Here is a 16,805-nt window from a genome sequence, read left to right as displayed (position 1 = left end):
ACCAAAATGAAGCCCAATCATTATGCAGTTAAACAGATCTGCGAACCTTTTCCAACCAATTTTTTATCTGGTTCTTTTAAGTGTTTCGCTCACCGCCTCAGCACAAAACTCCATATCAGTAGCAAAAGGCTATACCGTTCTAACAGATGTATTCAAAGAATGGCGCACTTTTGAAAAACCGCCGCTGAAAGAGGGTGCTCCTGACTATACAAAGGAAAGCTTTGAAAAACGACGAACTGAATTCCTTCGGTTAAAAGAGAGACTTTCCGCCCTTAATACCACAAACTGGAATATCTCTCAAAAAGCAGATTACCATATTGTTCTTGCCGAAATGAACGGTTATGATTTTAACCAAAGGGTTTTAAAACCCTGGGAGCGGGATCCGGCCTTTTACAAAACAGTATGGATGGCCCGCAGTGATGTCCCCGCACACGAAGGTCCGACACATCATGCCGTTCTGGATGTATGGCAATATGACTTTCCGTTAACCGGGTCAGAAAGGGAATCGTTTCTGAATGCTTTAAAAGTGATTACCCCGCTTAACAAACAAGCACAAAAGAATCTTACAGGAAATGCCAGGGAATTGTGGATAGCCGGGATCAGAGACATACAAAACCAGGCTTCTGATCTTGAACTGATAAAGCAACGGGAGGGAGTCAGCGAAGATACCGAACTGATAACCACTATTGACGCTGCCATACGTTCTACGGAAGACCTCGTCAACTGGCTTAGCCAAAAAGCTTCTGAAAAAACAGGTCCTTCAGGTATCGGAAAGGACAATTACACCTGGTATCAGCAAAACGTCCACCTCGTTCCTCTTACCTGGGAAGATGAGGTGATGTTGTTAAAACGGGAACTGGCTAGAGCGTGGAGCTCTTTAAAACTGGAAGAACACCGCAATCGTGGCTTGCCTGAATTAACGCCCGCAAACTCTCCCGAGGCCTACGATGCCCTCGCACAGGCAGCTTCCGTCGAACTCATCACTTTTTTAGATCAGCAAGACATCGTTACGGTAAAAAGCTATTTTAAACCCGCCCTTGATGAACACCTGGGGGAATACATTCCGGAAGAAACACGCAACTTTTTCTGGATCACCGCTCACCTTGACCCCAAACCCCTGTACTCTCACTTTTACCACTGGTTCGAGCTCGCCCGCATGGATCAGGAACCAAACAACAACAGCATAAGAAGCGACGCCCTGCTTTATAATATTTTCGACTCCCGAAACGAAGGTGCCGCCACAGCCGTGGAAGAAATGTTCATGCAGGCCGGACTTTACGAAAAGAATCCAAGAGCCAGGGAGCTCGTATATATACTTATCGCCCAGCGGGCTGCCCGCGGACTTGGGTCGCTGTATGCCCACGCGAACATGATGTCTATGGAAGAGGCCGGTAAGATCCATATGGAATATACCCCAAGGGGCTGGATGAAAACCGAGAAAGACCTGCTGATCTTTGAGCAGCATCTTTACCTCAGACAACCCGGCTATGGTACCAGCTACATAACGGGCAAGTACCTGCTGGAAGACACCCTGGCTGAAATGGCCAAAATGAAAGAAGATCAGGGAGAAACCTTTGAGTTAAGACAGTTTTTCGATACCCTGAACGCCATCGGAAATATTCCCATGAGCCTGGCAAAATGGGAAATGACCGGGAAAGAGCCGCAGTTTTCAGAATAAACAGGCTACTAGCTATTTAATGCTTTAAACTTTCAAGCCTGCTGAATTTCCGGATTCACGGAATTTCCTCTTATAATTATTTCGTAAAAAAAAGCGGCCCTTAAAAAAGGGCCGCTCATTTAAACAAAAACGAAAATTGACTGCTTAATCTTTCAGATCGAAACGATCATTATTCATCACCTTAACCCAGGCATTGACAAAATCTTTAATAAACTTGTCTTCTGCATCCTGAAAGGCATAGACCTCAGCTACCGCTCTTAGCTCGGTATTGGAACCACAGATCAGGTCAACCCGTGTTCCGGTCCATTTTCTGTCTCCGGTTTTCCTGTCCAATCCTTCAAAAGCAGTCTCATCTTCAGAAGTAGCCTTCCAGATGGTACCTAAGTCCAAAAGATTGGTAAAATAATCATTGGTCAACGCCTCAGGACGATCGGTCAGAACACCATGGTCAGAATTATCGAAATTGGTTTTCAAAACCCGCATTCCTCCTAATAAGACTACCATTTCGGGCTTGCTGAGATTCAGCAACTGCGACCTGTCAACCAGCATTTCTTCCGGAGAGGTCTTATGTTTTGCATTGTAATAGTTCCTGAAACCGTCTGCACTGGGTTCCAGGGCAGCGAACGACTCTACATCAGTATCTTCCTCAGTGGCATCTGCTCTTCCCGGAGTGAAGGGAACCTTGATGTCATGACCGGCATTCCGGGCAGCTTTCTCGAGTCCGGCTGATCCGCCAAGTACGATCAAGTCAGCCAGCGAAATCTTTTTCCCGTCACTTTGTGCATCATTAAATTCCTTCTGAACTTTTTCAAGAGTCTCCAGTACTTTCGAAAGCTGTGAGGGGTTGTTCACTTCCCAGAATTTCTGAGGTGCCAGACGAATACGTGCTCCGTTAGCTCCGCCACGCTTATCTGAGTCACGATAGGTAGCTGCAGAAGCCCAGGCAGTACTTACGAGTTCAGAAACGCTCAATCCTGTATCTAATATTTTTCCTTTCAGCTCATCAATATCGTTCTTATCGACCAGCTCATGATCTGTATCAGGAATGGGATCCTGCCAGATCAGCACCTCATCAGGTACTTCGGGTCCGAGATATCTGGATACCGGCCCCATATCACGATGGGTCAGTTTATACCACGCACGGGCGAAGGCATCGGCAAATTCATCAGGATTTTCATAAAAATGCTTTGAGATCTTCTTGTATTCAGGATCAACCTTTAAAGACAGGTCAGTGGTCAGCATAAATGGGGCATTCTTCTTATCGGGATCATGGGCATCAGGAATGGTTCCGGCTCCGGCATCTCCTTTGGGTTTCCATTGATAAGCTCCTGCCGGACTCTTGGTCAGTTCCCATTCATAACCGAAAAGATGTTCGAAATAGTCATTGCTCCATTTGGTGGGAGTCTTTGTCCAGGCTCCTTCAAGACCGCTGGTAATAGTATCAGGTCCTGCTCCCGTACCGAAGGTATTCCTCCACCCAAGGCTTTGTTCTGCGATTCCTGCACCGGCAGGTTCTGCACTTACATATTTGCCCGGATCTGCAGCCCCGTGAGTCTTTCCAAAGGTATGTCCTCCGGCGATCAGGGCTACGGTTTCATAATCGTTCATGGCCATTCTTCCGAATGTCTCCCTGATATCACGGGCAGCAGCCATAGGATCAGGATTTCCGTTGGGCCCTTCAGGATTTACGTATATGAGACCCATCTGTACAGCGGCAAGCGGATTTTCAAGATCACGATCACCGGTATACCGGTTATCACCTAACCATTCTCCTTCAGACCCCCAGTAGATATCCTCTTCCGGTTCCCACACATCTTCACGGCCTCCCGCAAATCCAAAGGTTTTTAACCCCATTGATTCCAGAGCGACGTTTCCGGTGAGTATCATCAGGTCTCCCCAGGAAATTTTCTTTCCATACTTCTGCTTGATCGGCCAAAGCAACATTCTTGCCTTATCCAGGTTTGCGTTGTCGGGCCAGCTGTTCAGAGGGGCAAAACGCTGAGCTCCGGAACCCGAACCTCCACGACCATCCTGTATCCGATAGGTACCGGCACTGTGCCATGCCATCCGAATGAAAAAAGGACCGTAATGCCCGTAATCTGCCGGCCACCAATCCTGGGAGTCGGTCATCAGCTTATGTAGATCCTTTTTTAAAGCCTCGAGATCTAGTTTCTTAAATTCTTCCTTGTAGTTGTAGTCTTCATCCATAGGATCAGACAGATTGGAATTCTGTCTGAGGATATTCAAATTCAATTGATTGGGCCACCAATCGCGGTTGGTGGTTCCGCCTCCGGCACTGTGTTGGAGAGATCCGCCAAGAAACGGACATTTACTGGCACTATTCATATTGTAGCTTTGGGTTCCTGCACCATTAGACCCATGTTCTTTGTTTTCCATAATGCAAATGGCTTTTTGGTTTATTCTTCGTTCCCTTAAAATTACCAAAACTTTTATTTATGTTATTTCATTTTTGATAGATAAAAGCTATTCACTATACGTGATAACAATTGATAATGTGAATCATGCATTTTTAGTTACCATTTCAGTGATATCTTAGCCGGTCATACAGTTTAGTTGTTTTTCCATCCCTATTGCATTAATGTCACACTGAGCTCGTCGAAGTAGACTTGTTCCTTTTCCCTAAAGAAGCAAACTCCAAACGAGAGAGAGAGACGGGAGATGCAGGATACGGAAATGATTAAAAAACACGCTAAATACGGTTACAGTTATGAGACCTGAAAGACCCCTTGTTTTCCGGAAATAAATTTTCAAAAATTATTTTATCCAATTCATGTTTTTTATTAGTTTTGCGCCATCATTACGCACATGTGGTGAAATGGTAGACACGCTGTCTTCAGGTGGCAGTGCCTTCGGGCGTGGAGGTTCGACTCCTCTCATGTGCACATCATCCCGGTCAACAAAGTTGATCGGGATTTTTTGTTTAGTACCGTCGGCAGTTTACTGGCATAAGGGAATAAACAAAAAATGCCGGGGGCTGCGTAAGCAGTCCCGGGATGATAAGTAAAGCGCCCCCTTTAAGGACGACCGAGCGAAGCGAGGTACTCCTCTCATGTGCACATCATCCCGGTCAACAAAGTTGATCGGGATTTTTTATTTCCCATGTAAACAGATATTTGTAGCATAGAAAGTATCTGACATAAGGCAGAATCATGGTTAATTTAAGTACATTTAAGCTATAAATTCATCATAATGAGACTTATAAGCTACATTACACTGGTTCTGATTATCGGCAATTCACTCTACGCTCAAAGCATTTTGGGTGCATGGGAAACAATTATCACCAATCCCGACAATGAACAGGTTCGTATGGTGGTCATCTTTACCGAAGGCTATCAGTCGGCGGCATATTATAAGGCCGAGGGCGGAGAATTCATCGGCACTAACGGTGGTGGCTGGTGGCTTGAAAACAATACAATGACCGAAGTGGTGGAATTCGACAGTTCCCAACCCCAAAGGGTGGGTGATTCGATAAGCTTTACCATAGAGCTTTCAGAAAATATCATGAAGATACCTGAGGCCAACATGGAACTAAAAAGAATTGATGATGCTTCGGGCAGTGATCTTGCCGGTGCATGGCTGATCAGCGGCAGGAAAAGGGACGGTGAGATCGTAATGAGAGAGGTCGATCAACCAAGAAAGACCATGAAAATTCTTTCAGACACCAGATTTCAATGGATCGCTTATAATACCGAAACAAAGGAGTTCATGGGTACCGGAGGCGGCACCTATACTACAGAAAATAACACTTATACAGAAAATATCGAATTTTTCTCCAGAGATAATTCAAGGGTTGGCGCAAGTCTTGAATTTAAATACGAGATCATCGACGGGAACTGGCATCATTCAGGGATGAGCAGCAAGGGAGACCCGATCTATGAAATCTGGGTTCCCAGAAGTCTTCCCCGTGAAAAATAGATCTAAGCAGACCGTGAACGGCCATTAAATTGCGCATGCAGCCTGTCGCTGAGCTTTTGCAGCGACTTCTCTTTCATCGGTTTGATGATAAAGTCTACCACGAACGGGTATTTTTTCGCCCTGAGCCTGTCCTGGGCCGAAGTCGAGGAAGTGACGATCGCCACCCGTATCTCTGTGTCGCTTTTTGAAATTCTCAGGTATTCCAAAAATTCCCATCCATCCATTTCAGGCATATTCAGGTCAAGTAATATCAAAAAGGGTCGCCTCTGATTGCCCGGCTCATTTAAGAAAGTGATAGCCTCCCGTGCATTTAAAAAACCGGTTACTTCCCCGCCAAAACATTTTGTGGCCAGATGCTGGTGTATCTTTAAAAAGATTCGGTCATCATCAACCACCAGACATGGAATTCTCCTGCTATTATCTTTCATTTTGTTCCAGTTTTTCAACCATTTTAATGATGGCCTGATCTATCTCTTCAAGGGATTCTTCTAAAACACCGATGAAATCATCCTTTGTCAAATCGTTATTATTCTCGTTGAAATAGCCAACGACTGCTTTCATCCGGGCAAGGGGTGTTCTGACCACGTGGGAGTGTTCCCAGGATATCTCCTCCAGAATATGTGAGTGTTCCTTTATTCGCTCCATCAAGACATGAGACTGAGTGATATCTTTTGAATTTACAACGATACCCCCTACCGCCGGGTCGTCACTCATATTGGTGGCAGTTGTTTCCAGCCATCGCCAGGAACCCGTATGGTCCTTGAAACGGTAGGCACGAACCGTAACCTGCCCGCTTTCGAACAACTGCCCGAACTTCGAGCGCACCCTGGTGAGATCATCCGGATGGATGAAGTCAAAAGCGTTCTTACCTATAAATTCTTCCGGGCAAATACCTAAAACTGCAGTAGAACTGTCACTCACGAAAAGATAGTTCGCATCCTGATCGAGAATCCCGATAAGGTCATTCCCTTTTTGAACGAGAGCCTTAAACTTCTTTTCGCTCTTCTCGAGTTGCTCCCTCTGCTTTTCAACTAGAAACTGAATACGTTTTTGATCGGTGATATCCTTGGCGATCCCATATACCCCGGCAATCTGATTATCAAGTCGCATGGGAACAAGTGTTACTTCAAGTGTTTTCAACTCATTGGATGCATCTATAAAATCTGCCTCAAATGATTCATCTAATCCTTTCAAGGCTCCCCTGAAGTGATTCAGTATCCTTTTTTTATGATACGGGGCACAAAAGGGAAGAAACGGATAACCCAAGAGTGCCTCCCTGTCCATCTGAGCCATTTCAGCTATACCTCGGTTTACAGTGACAAACTTTCCTTCCATATCAAGTGAAAACAATCCGTCGCTGTTTTCGGAAATGAAATAGCGGGACGCATCCTTCATCTGATTTAACTCCTGTTGCAATTCCATGAGCCGGGCCTCTTCCTGCAACTCAATGGTTCTATCGAGCAGGATGTGAAATATGAACTCAATTGACCCGCTCTCCGGTTCATGTATAGGGATATTGCGAACCTGGAAAAGAACTTCTCCTTCCTTTGGCGTTACTGCTTCTCGCTTATGACTAAGCGGAAATATGTCTGCATACCCTGTCTTAAGAATGCGATCGAACGATTCACATAAAACAGAAGTATCTTCAAAGTTTTCACGAAAAACTTCAGAAACCGGGCGACCTATGAGCTCGGCCTCAACATTCAGTTGTTTATAGTAAGCCCTGTTGGCATCTACAATGATAAAAGAACCATTGTCGGGTTTCAGTAAGAGGCAAGCCAGGGGCAACTTGTCAAAAATGAACCCATAACAATCTTTCATAAATAATCCTCCTCCTTCAGCAATAGCTGAATTTGTTCATTAATAATAAGTAGGTTGTGGTCGTATTTAAAAACGGCGCAAATTACTAAAAACTACTGTATTAGTAGACAAAAAAATAATGTTTATAATCAGATTTCGTCTGAAAATCAGTCCGGATTTCTTCTGAAGCTTTAATGAACAAAGGGCTTCCCGCTTATAATAAAAGCTGAAAATAAACAATTAATTACTTTTATTTTACAAGGGCTTTTCTGCGTGATCTGCGCGAATATTCTCTATATTAAGTTCTCTCACCTTTTCCCCCGGAACACTCCCTCTTTTAAATTTCAATTTTTTTTCTACTTTTAGCCACATATATGAAGTATCAACCGCATTTATTTCACATCCCGGCCTGCAAGCCCTTCACTCTTTTAGGCTTGCAACCCATCTTCAATTGTTGATACTGCCCTTCAGGATAAACCGATCTCATACAGATACCATCCTTACAGGAACATACTTTTCAATTACCTATTCAAACAGTACATTTTATAAAGAAAATGAGTAAAAAAAACACGTTTTCCCTGGCCATACATGGTGGTGCGGGAGTGATCGATAAAGAGGAACTGTCAAAAGCCGAAAGATCTGCCATCGTAAAAGACCTACATGCCAGTCTTGAGGCTGGCGAAACCGTTCTAAGAAACGGCGGTTCAGCCATCGAGGCAGTTTGTGCAGCAGTAAGAAGCCTTGAAGACAGCGCTAATTTTAATGCAGGTAAGGGTGCTGTTTATTCTCGAAGCGGCAAACATTACCTGGAAGCTTCGGTGATGGAAGGTAAAGAACATCGTGCCGGCGCTCTTTCTAACAGTAAGCATATCAAGAATCCGGTCGACATGGCTAAGATCCTGATGGAAAGGAATGACATTGTGATGCTTGATGGTGAAGGTGTTGATCAAATGGCAAAGGATTATAACCTCCCACTGGTCGAAAACGACTGGTTCGACACACCCTTCAGGGCACAACAATGGGAACTGGCTAAAAAATATGCAGCCGATCAAACATTTCTGGATCACAGCAATTTCAAAAAGGGAACCGTAGGTGCCGTGGCGATCGACCAAAACGGGTTGGTGGCAGCCGCAACTTCAACCGGTGGAATGACCAACAAAATAGACGGACGAATCGGAGACACGGCACTCATAGGATGCGGAACCTATGCCGATAACAAGACCTGCGCCGTTTCGTGCACAGGAACGGGAGAGTATTTCATTCGTGCCGTAGTGGCAGCCACCGTTTCCCACCTGATGGAATACGGAGGGCTTACTTTTGAGGAGGCCGCCCAAAAAGCCATTGATAAGCAGGCAGACCTTGGCGGTGACGGCGGACTTATCGCCATTGACAGTCAAGGTAAAATAACCATGCCTTACAATTCAGAAGGTATGTACCGGGGTTATGTCACAGCCGATGAAAAAAAGGTATATATCTGGAACCAACCCGAATAGAAGCACACGCCTAAAACTATTATTATGAACACACATTTGAAATGTCTCTTAACCACTCTGATCCTGCTGAGTTTCATCTCCTGCCAAAAGAACACTCATGAAAAGGCACATGAAAGCGATAGTCAAAACCCTGTTGCTTCGGTTAAACCAAAAGGTAGCCTGTTTATTATCGGAGGAGGGAAACGACCACCTGAACTGGTCAGGGAAATGATCAGCCTCAGTTCCATGGAGTCGGCCAATCATTACGCTGTTATATTGCCAATGTCCAGCGCCGAACCTGATTCGGCCATCTGGTACGGAAGAAAGCAATTCACCGACCTGGGTATAACACCCGACAAGATCAAAGGATATCAGTTCACAAAAGAACATATGCCAACTCAGCAACTCGATTCTTTAGAAAATGCTGCTTTGATCTATATCACCGGTGGCGACCAAAACCGGTTTATGGAAATTGTTGAAGACAGTCAGATAGAACAGGCCATAAAAAATGCCTATCAGAAAGGCAGCGTCATAGCCGGCACCAGCGCGGGTGCAGCCGTTATGAGCGAGAAAATGATCACCGGTGATCAATACAAACACCCTGAATATACCGGGGATTTTCAGAGCATCGAATCTGAGAATATTATCATTGAAAACGGATTGGGACTGACTGACCGTATCATTGTCGATCAGCATTTTATCAGGCGAATGCGCATGAACCGCTTGTTAAGTGTTGCGATGGAACATCCGGAACAAACCGCCCTGGGCATAGACGAATCAACCGCGGTCATAGTGAAAAATGACAGCATAAGGGTAACCGGAGAGTCTCAGGTGATCTATATAAAAAATCAGGGAAAAGTATCATCCCAGAACGGATTACTTGGTGGTGATGACCTGAAGGTAAAGGTGTTATTGCCCGGAACGAAAATCAGTCTTTAATCAATCCTTTCAGATCATGAGCCGAACCCGAAAATTTCCGGACACCATCAGCATCATTCTTGCTATAAGTGTCTTATTCGTTATTCTAACCTGGATCATTCCTTCCGGAGAATTTGACCGGCAGATCGTCAATAATACGGAGGTGGTGATTGCCGGCTCCTATGAAAGTGTTCCCTCACAACCACAGGGTATTGGAGCCTTATTAATGGCTCCGGTCAGGGGATTGACCTCTGCCGCCCTTGTCATCGCGTTCATCTTTGTGGTTGGCGGTGCTTTTTCTATCATTAACGCAACCGGTTCGCTGAATGCCGGTATCGGCAACATGATCAGCCTGAGTCAAAAGAGACCCGTATTTAAGAAATTCATCATTCCCATAGTAACGATCTTGTTCTCGCTCGCCGGAGCAACCTTTGGCATGAGCGAAGAGATCCTGGTTTTTGTCTTGATCACCATCCCCTTATCCCGTGCCCTGGGATATGATGCTGTTTTGGGGGCCGCGGTGCCTGTGATAGGTACTGGAGTGGGATTTGCCGGAGCCGTGACCAATCCGTTTACGGTAGGTATCGCTCAGGGCATAGCCGAAGTACCTCTTTTCAGTGGAATGGGCTATCGGTTCGTGGTCTGGGTGGTATTGACCCTCATAGCGGCCATATGCCTTCAGCGATACGCCCGAAAGATCGAAAAACAGCCGAGCCGGTCACCGGTATTTTCTCTTTCAGGCAAGTGGGATGAAGAGCAGAAAGACAGCCCCGAACTGCCACCCCTGAATCGTTCGCGTAAACTTATCCTGGCAGTCTTTGCTGCAGCTATTATCACATTGATCTACGGCGTGAATTCGCTGGGCTGGTATATAGAGGAGATCGCGGGGCTATTTCTGGCACTGGCGGCGGTGAGCGCAATCATTTTTAAAATGCCGGTCGACCATGCGGTGAAACATTTTGTCTCAGGTGCCAGGGAAATGATGACAGCAGCGATCGTGATCGGACTCTCAAAAGGGCTACTGATCATCGCCCAGGACGGAAAAATCATCGACACCATGCTTCACGGAGTAGCTGTGGTGGCTGGAAATGCCCCAGGATGGGTGTCGGCAGAAATGATGTTAGTATTTCAATGCTGCCTGAACTTTTTCATCCCCTCAGGCTCCGGACAGGCCGCCCTGACCATGCCGATCATGGCGCCACTCAGCGATCTGCTGGGTGTAAGCCGGCAGGTAGCGGTGCTCGCCTTCCAGATGGGTGACGGTTTAACCAATATGATCGTACCCACCAGCGGGGTGACTATGGGAGTTCTCAGTATCGCCGGCATCCCCTATGACAAATGGTTTAAATGGGCATGGCCTTATCTTGCCGTCCTGTTTCTGGCCGCCATGCTGTTGATGCTTCCACCACTGTTTCTTTTCGACTGGTAAACAGAGAGAATTATCTCCTCACTGAAAGAAACACCATGTAACCCAGGTTGCTTAGGTGGTCAGCGAAATGATGTATCTTTAAGGAAAAGAGCATCATCGTGGAGAACAAAAAACTGATATTAAGAGACATTCTGGCTCTGGACCGCACAAGATTAGCCAACGAACGAACCTTTCTGGCGTATTTCAGATCTTTCATTGTATTCCTGAGTTCCGGTTTTGCCATCATCAAACTGGAGCTGCTTGAAGAGATAAAATGGATAGGATACTTCCTGACCATTGTAGGCCCTGTACTGCTTATTATCGGGCTGGCCCGTTTCCTGTATGTAAAAAGGCACATCAAAAAGCTTTACAACTACGATATGTAAAGCATCACTATTGAAAAGTAAAAATCATGAAGATCTTAGGACTAATAGGAGGAACATCCTGGTATTCAACCGAAGCGTACTACCGCCTGATCAATGAAAAAGTAGCTGAAAGGCTGGGAGCACAAACAAACCCTGAAATGATCCTGTACAGCATCAGGATCGACATTATGAGGGAACAGGACTGGGATGTTATCAACCGGAAATACCTCGAAGTCGCACAAAAACTGGAAAATGCAGGAGCAGAAGGTATCCTGATCTGCGCCAACACCCCTCATAAGGTGTATGATTATGTGCAACCCAGGATCACTATTCCTATCCTGCACATCGCGAGGGCCACCGGGAAAGAGGCACAAAAGCGGTCGATGAAAACCCTTGGCTTATTGGGTAACAAGCCCACCATGACCGGCGGTTATATCCCCGAAATTCTTGAAAAGGAGTTCGGCTTACAAACCCTGATTCCTGAACATGAGGCTACCATAGACAAATCGCATTACTTCGTTGGGAAAGAGCTTACACAGGGTAAGTTCACCGATAAGGCGCGAAGTTTTTACAGCGAGCAGATCGAAAGACTCAGGGAACGCGGGGCAGACGGCATCATACTGGGGTGTACTGAACTACCATTGCTCATCGATAATGAACAAAGCAGTCTTCCCTTGCTGCCCACTACTGAATTGCATGCAGAAATGGCCGTTGATTTCATTTTGGAAGAAAACTGAAAATCAGAAGATCTGTCGGCCCTTTTTCCTGTGGAAGGTCATGCCTGTCAGAACTGAAAATAGATAAACGGCTGGAAATCGGTAGAAAATGCCTGGTAACACACCACACCAACTACCACAACCACTGCCATTTTAACGGGCATGGGACTTTTTCCATACCAGCCTTCCATACGGTCTTTAAAGTCTTGCGGAAGCCAGTGAGTTATATAACCTGCAAGCATCACCCAGAATACCGCCTGGTAAGCAACCAGTACATTCCAGGCATTTGACCAGTCCATGTTGTTAGCTACCTGATGATACCACCTTGAGATATGATCCATGCTTTCGCCACGGAAGTATATGCGCGTGAAGGTGATAAAGACGAAAGTGACCAGGATCTTCCAGGCGTGTACGATCATACCGCTTTTGTCTTCCCACGGACTCACTTTGCGCCAGAATTTATACACCACTATCCCCAGGCCGTTCAAACCTCCCCAGATCACGAATTTCCAGGAAGCCCCGTGCCAGAGCCCACCAATCAGCATGGTCAACATAAGATTGATATTGGTGTTGATCTGCCTTTCCACCTCCGGGAAGTAATGAGCCGATATTGCAGCGATGGTAAGTACAGCGGGAATCAATATGTAAACACCGGGATGATTGAATGCGACCATCACACCCGCAAGGATGATCACCAGGATGATATAGGATGCCTTACTCCCCTTTCTGTTACCGCCCAGAGGAATATAGAGATAATCCCTGAGCCAGGTCGAAAGTGAAATATGCCACCTCTTCCAGAAGTTCCCGCAGTTCTCAGCCTTGTACGGGCTATTAAAGTTTTTCGGTAGTTGGAAACCCATCAAAAGCGCAAGGCCGATTGCAATATCGGTGTAGCCCGAAAAGTCACCGTAGATCTGCAGGGAATAACCGATCATGGCCATGATATTGGCAAAACCTGAAAACATTTCCGGAGCGTCAAACACCTTGTCGAGAAAATGCATGGCAATAAAATCTGCGAATATCATCTTCTTCACCAACCCCTTGAGTATCATAAAAGTTCCCCGGTTAAAATCACTTACCGAAATTTTAGTGGGCGCATTGATCTGTGGAACAAAGCTTTCTGCTCTTACGATCGGACCGGCCACAAGCTGGGGAAAGAAACTTACATAAAACCCAAAATCCAAAATAGAATCCAGTGGTTTCACCTTATTCCGATATATATCAACGCTGTAGCTAATGGTCTGAAAAGTAAAAAAGGAGATCCCGACCGGAAGAATGATCTTATCGGCTGTGAAGTAATTGACAGAGGTGAAGTTGTTGCTCCATTCTGCCAACCAGTTCACTACCTGCCAGTCTGTATTGAACAGGTAGTTAAAAGAATCGGTGAAGAAATAGGCGTATTTGAAATAACTGAGAGTGAAGAGGTTGATGATCACGCTCAAAGTTACCAGGAAAAGCCGCCACCGGCTTCTATGGCTTTTATACAACGCCTGACCGATAAAGAAATCTACAATGGTAGAAAAGATCAATAAGCCTACAAACATGCCGCTGGTCTTGTAATAGAAGAACAACGATACAAGAAAAAGATACAGATTACGCGGCTTACGTTTACTGCAGAGTAAAGCGAAAAACAGGTAGACCACTGCGAAAAAGATCCAGAAATTGACCTGGGTAAAGATCAGGGGAAAATCTTCAGAAAAGGTAAAGATGTCTGCTATTCTATTCACCAATAGATTTAAAATAGGTTAATAAGCTCTTTTCGGGTCTTTGAGTTGTCTCCTCCCAGGCCTGTAAAAATGCCTGTAACAGGAGATCTGCCTTGACGCTATACCCGGTCAGGGAAAAATGTACCCGGTCTTTGACCATCAATCCGGCCTCATACCAATGCTGTGAAGAACCCTGCCCTCCCATTACCCTGTAAAGATCCCAGACAGGCAGTTTATGTTTTGCGGCGATCTCCAGTATAATACGTTCCTGGGTCCCGGTATGCGGATTGGGGTATCGCTGCCTGAAATATGCATCATTAGGCACCGTTAACAGGATAGCACACTCAGGATTGATATTTTTAATCATCCGGATAAAATCTTCGTACTGAGCCCTGTATTTTTCTCCGTCAAAATAACGGGTATAGGCATCGTTCGTACCGATAGAAATGATAAATAGATCGGGCTTGTAAAGTGACAATTGCTTTTCAAAAAGAGCGCAGCGTTCATAAGAATCGAACTTGGCACCATTAGCTCCTATGCTGGTATATTCTATACCTGAACGGTCATTGATAAATTCGAGACCCATCAGCAGGAACGGTTCCTTATCATTTACCCCGGGTCTTTTGGAAACCACCAGATCCACTTCATCCATGGGATATTTAAATCGATATTCCCGGTAATTCGCTTCCGGGTTAAGAGTATCACTCACCAGCCATTCTTCATCGATATTCAGATCGAAGTTCTCATTCCAGGAGTTATAAAAGACCCGTAAGCCATCAAAGCAATAAGGGGTACTGTTATAATTCTTATAATTAGATCGAATATTGATGGTATCGATGTTCCCCTCAAATACAGCTGTAACGCCAGCAAGACCCCAGGCCACACTATCCCGGCCCTGGGAGCAGCGGTATCCTTTCCAGGAATCATCATCAGCTTCCACCCTGTAGTTAAGAGGGTTATTCGTATCTGCCAGGTGGTATGGAAATACAAAACCCCGTTGTGCCGTACTTACCTCATTCATGTTCTGAAGATAGGTACGCAATTTATTTGAATAGAAATCTGCCTGAATATGTGAGCCCCCGATATGAAAGATATGCAGCTTCTCCCGCTTACCTTCAAAGATGCTGTCCATTTTGATGAGGAAATTCTTAAACTCTGCACTTTCCTCAGCACCTATGAATCGGTTCGCCTCCATATTGATCATATAGGGGTGGCTGTCGATAACACTGTCGAGCACAAAATGCTGCGCCTGAATCACCGGGCAGCAGATAAAAATGAGCAGGGAAAAGATCAGGGGTCTACTCATGGGCATACTGGGTTAGATCAAGGTACAAGGATGTAAAAAACAATTCAGAGATCACCCGGGTTCCCTTGGGTGAGAAATGCGTATAATCACTGGCCGCCAGTTTCTGATCTACCCAGTGTGGCATCGAATTGGAACCGCCCATGGCATCATACATGCTCCAAAAGGCAATTCCGTTCTCCAGACATCTTTCCCTGATCTGTTCATTAACATATGGCAGGAGATCATAAGACTGCAGCCTGCCGTCAACCCTGGTAGACATGTCTGAAGGACCAATAAAAATAACAGGGGCCTCCGGAGCCTTCTTTCGTACCCAATTAAGATTAGACATGATGTATTTGGAGTACCGTCGAACGGCTGCGCTGTCTTTCAGATAAGGAACGGCATTTCCGCCGTATTGAAATATGAACATTCTGGGTTGCAAATGCCCCATCATCGAACGGTAATTCTGACCGTCCATCTTGGCGAAGATGGTTCCTGAAGCGCCCCGCATGGCTACATTGTCCAGTAAAATACCTTTTTTGCCATCCAGGGTCAGACCATAAAAGTCGGGACTGATTTCAGAGGTGAATTCAAATCGTAAGGCCGTGGGAGCCGTTTCGAACTGCAAGCGAAGGTTGCGATACTCGACGCCCGGTTCTAGCGTATCTGTCATGATCAGTGAATCCTGATGGAACACATTCATGGAAACCGGTGACTGTACATTGCCGTAATGCAGGTCAACTATCTTGAAATCCCTGAGTTTCCTGTAAGACCGATCTGAAAAACTAACGGTGAACTCTGCAGTAGTCAAAGGGATACTGTCAGGATACAGTGTTCTGAGGGAATCTGCAGGTAGGGTAAATCTCGAAACAGATGCGTAGGCACCGTACATCCCATGTTCGAACATGGGCTGATTGCGATCAAAGGCTGCAAATCGCAACCACTCATCACTGCATTCCACATGAGCCTTCACCTCATCATATACCTGCTTGATAGGTATAAAACCGGGGCCTTCTCCCCCGTACAATCTTTGTAAACGATTCCTCACATAGGCTGAAATCCGGTCTCCTTCCAGTTGCGAATCGCCGTAATGAATGATACGGCAGGTAGGAGATGTAAATGCGGTACGTATCGTTCTTACGAAAGTGGCGGGATCACCGGGGTATTCTATGCGCCGGATTTTGGAGGTATCGATCTTGCTGTAATCAGGCACTACCGGCTGAGCTTCAGGCAGCGCCTCCTCGACGATCATGCTCTCTATATTGCCCACGATACTGTCGATTTGAGCAACAGGGGTAACGACGGCAGGTTCCGGGTCTAAAAAACTCCGAAAGGTGGGATACTTAAAACCCGTATTGCCCCAGAAGAATCCTTCCTGCTCATTTCCTGCTTCATCTGATCCTTCCCTGCTGAAGGCTGTAAGGAGCAGCAAAAGAACAAGGCATGAAATAATGAAAAAACTGATCTTCCTGGGATCCATCTGACTGAAGTTACAGCAGCGAATTTAAAAAAAACTGTTCG

General features: G+C 45.7%; 13 protein-coding genes and 1 tRNA gene. 8 read left to right on the top strand and 6 right to left on the bottom strand.

What is annotated here, in order from left to right; all coding sequences use genetic code 11:
- The first annotated feature begins 22 nt into the window (after window positions 1-22).
- Window positions 23-1,678 (top strand): hypothetical protein, encoded by a 1,656-nt coding sequence (locus tag K7R10_RS14670; protein WP_224485488.1) that lies wholly within the window; start codon window positions 23-25, stop codon window positions 1,676-1,678.
- A gap of 144 nt (window positions 1,679-1,822) precedes the next feature.
- Here the strand turns inward: K7R10_RS14670 and katG are convergent, their stop codons facing one another.
- Window positions 1,823-4,075 (bottom strand): catalase/peroxidase HPI, encoded by a 2,253-nt coding sequence (gene katG, locus K7R10_RS14665; RefSeq protein ID WP_224485487.1) that lies wholly within the window; start codon window positions 4,073-4,075, stop codon window positions 1,823-1,825.
- Between the two features lie 425 nt (window positions 4,076-4,500).
- On the opposite strand from katG, the gene K7R10_RS14660 reads away from it, so the two are divergent.
- Both K7R10_RS14660 and K7R10_RS14655 read left to right on the top strand, forming a co-directional pair.
- A tRNA-Leu gene (locus tag K7R10_RS14660) sits at window positions 4,501-4,581 on the top strand.
- 307 nt (window positions 4,582-4,888) lie between these two features.
- Window positions 4,889-5,614 carry a DUF4488 domain-containing protein gene (locus K7R10_RS14655; RefSeq protein ID WP_224485486.1) on the top strand — a complete coding sequence of 242 codons (726 nt, stop codon included), beginning with the start codon at window positions 4,889-4,891 and terminating at the stop codon, window positions 5,612-5,614.
- A gap of 2 nt (window positions 5,615-5,616) precedes the next feature.
- On the opposite strand, the gene K7R10_RS14650 is transcribed toward K7R10_RS14655, so the two are convergent.
- Both K7R10_RS14650 and K7R10_RS14645 read right to left on the bottom strand, forming a co-directional pair.
- Window positions 5,617-6,042: a response regulator gene (locus tag K7R10_RS14650; RefSeq protein WP_224485485.1), complete on the bottom strand. Its 426-nt coding sequence runs from the start codon at window positions 6,040-6,042 to the stop codon at window positions 5,617-5,619.
- On the bottom strand, window positions 6,032-7,435 hold the full coding sequence (locus K7R10_RS14645; RefSeq protein WP_224485484.1) for a PAS domain-containing protein: 1,404 nt from the start codon (window positions 7,433-7,435) through the stop codon (window positions 6,032-6,034). The genes K7R10_RS14650 and K7R10_RS14645 overlap by 11 nt, the downstream gene beginning before the upstream one ends.
- A 533-nt stretch (window positions 7,436-7,968) precedes the next feature.
- On the opposite strand from K7R10_RS14645, the gene K7R10_RS14640 reads away from it, so the two are divergent.
- From K7R10_RS14640 to K7R10_RS14620, 5 genes are all read left to right on the top strand, one after another.
- A complete protein-coding gene (locus tag K7R10_RS14640; RefSeq protein WP_224485483.1) occupies window positions 7,969-8,907 on the top strand; it encodes an isoaspartyl peptidase/L-asparaginase family protein in 939 nt (312 codons plus the stop codon).
- A 24-nt stretch (window positions 8,908-8,931) separates the two neighbouring features.
- Window positions 8,932-9,825 (top strand): cyanophycinase, encoded by an 894-nt coding sequence (locus K7R10_RS14635; RefSeq protein ID WP_224485482.1) that lies wholly within the window; start codon window positions 8,932-8,934, stop codon window positions 9,823-9,825.
- Between the two features lie 16 nt (window positions 9,826-9,841).
- The gene (locus K7R10_RS14630) at window positions 9,842-11,233 is read left to right on the top strand and encodes a YfcC family protein (RefSeq protein WP_224485481.1); all 1,392 of its coding nucleotides are present in this window, start codon (window positions 9,842-9,844) and stop codon (window positions 11,231-11,233) included.
- A 98-nt stretch (window positions 11,234-11,331) separates the two neighbouring features.
- Complete coding sequence (locus tag K7R10_RS14625; protein WP_224485480.1) at window positions 11,332-11,598, top strand: DUF202 domain-containing protein; 267 nt, start codon at window positions 11,332-11,334, stop codon at window positions 11,596-11,598.
- 26 nt (window positions 11,599-11,624) lie between these two features.
- Window positions 11,625-12,314, top strand: coding sequence for an aspartate/glutamate racemase family protein (locus K7R10_RS14620; protein WP_224485479.1), 690 nt, complete (start codon window positions 11,625-11,627; stop codon window positions 12,312-12,314).
- A gap of 47 nt (window positions 12,315-12,361) precedes the next feature.
- Here the strand turns inward: K7R10_RS14620 and K7R10_RS14615 are convergent, their stop codons facing one another.
- Genes K7R10_RS14615 through K7R10_RS14605 form a run of 3 tightly spaced genes read right to left on the bottom strand, consistent with a single transcriptional unit; the run spans window position 12,362 to window position 16,764 of the window.
- Window positions 12,362-14,023, bottom strand: coding sequence for an MBOAT family O-acyltransferase (locus K7R10_RS14615; RefSeq protein ID WP_255610546.1), 1,662 nt, complete (start codon window positions 14,021-14,023; stop codon window positions 12,362-12,364).
- Entirely contained in the window at window positions 14,013-15,305 is a 1,293-nt protein-coding gene (locus K7R10_RS14610) for a GDSL-type esterase/lipase family protein (protein WP_224485477.1), read from the bottom strand. The genes K7R10_RS14615 and K7R10_RS14610 overlap by 11 nt, the downstream gene beginning before the upstream one ends.
- Window positions 15,298-16,764 carry an SGNH/GDSL hydrolase family protein gene (locus tag K7R10_RS14605; protein ID WP_224485476.1) on the bottom strand — a complete coding sequence of 489 codons (1,467 nt, stop codon included), beginning with the start codon at window positions 16,762-16,764 and terminating at the stop codon, window positions 15,298-15,300. Before K7R10_RS14605 ends, K7R10_RS14610 begins: the two co-directional genes overlap by 8 nt.
- Window positions 16,765-16,805 lie beyond the last annotated feature (41 nt).

The sequence above is a fragment of the Robertkochia aurantiaca genome (assembly GCF_020166495.1).
Classification (GTDB): Bacteria; Bacteroidota; Bacteroidia; order Flavobacteriales; family Flavobacteriaceae; genus Robertkochia; species Robertkochia aurantiaca.
The sequence above is the reverse complement of the archived record's forward strand: the minus strand, read 5'-3'. Positions and strand labels throughout refer to the sequence as shown.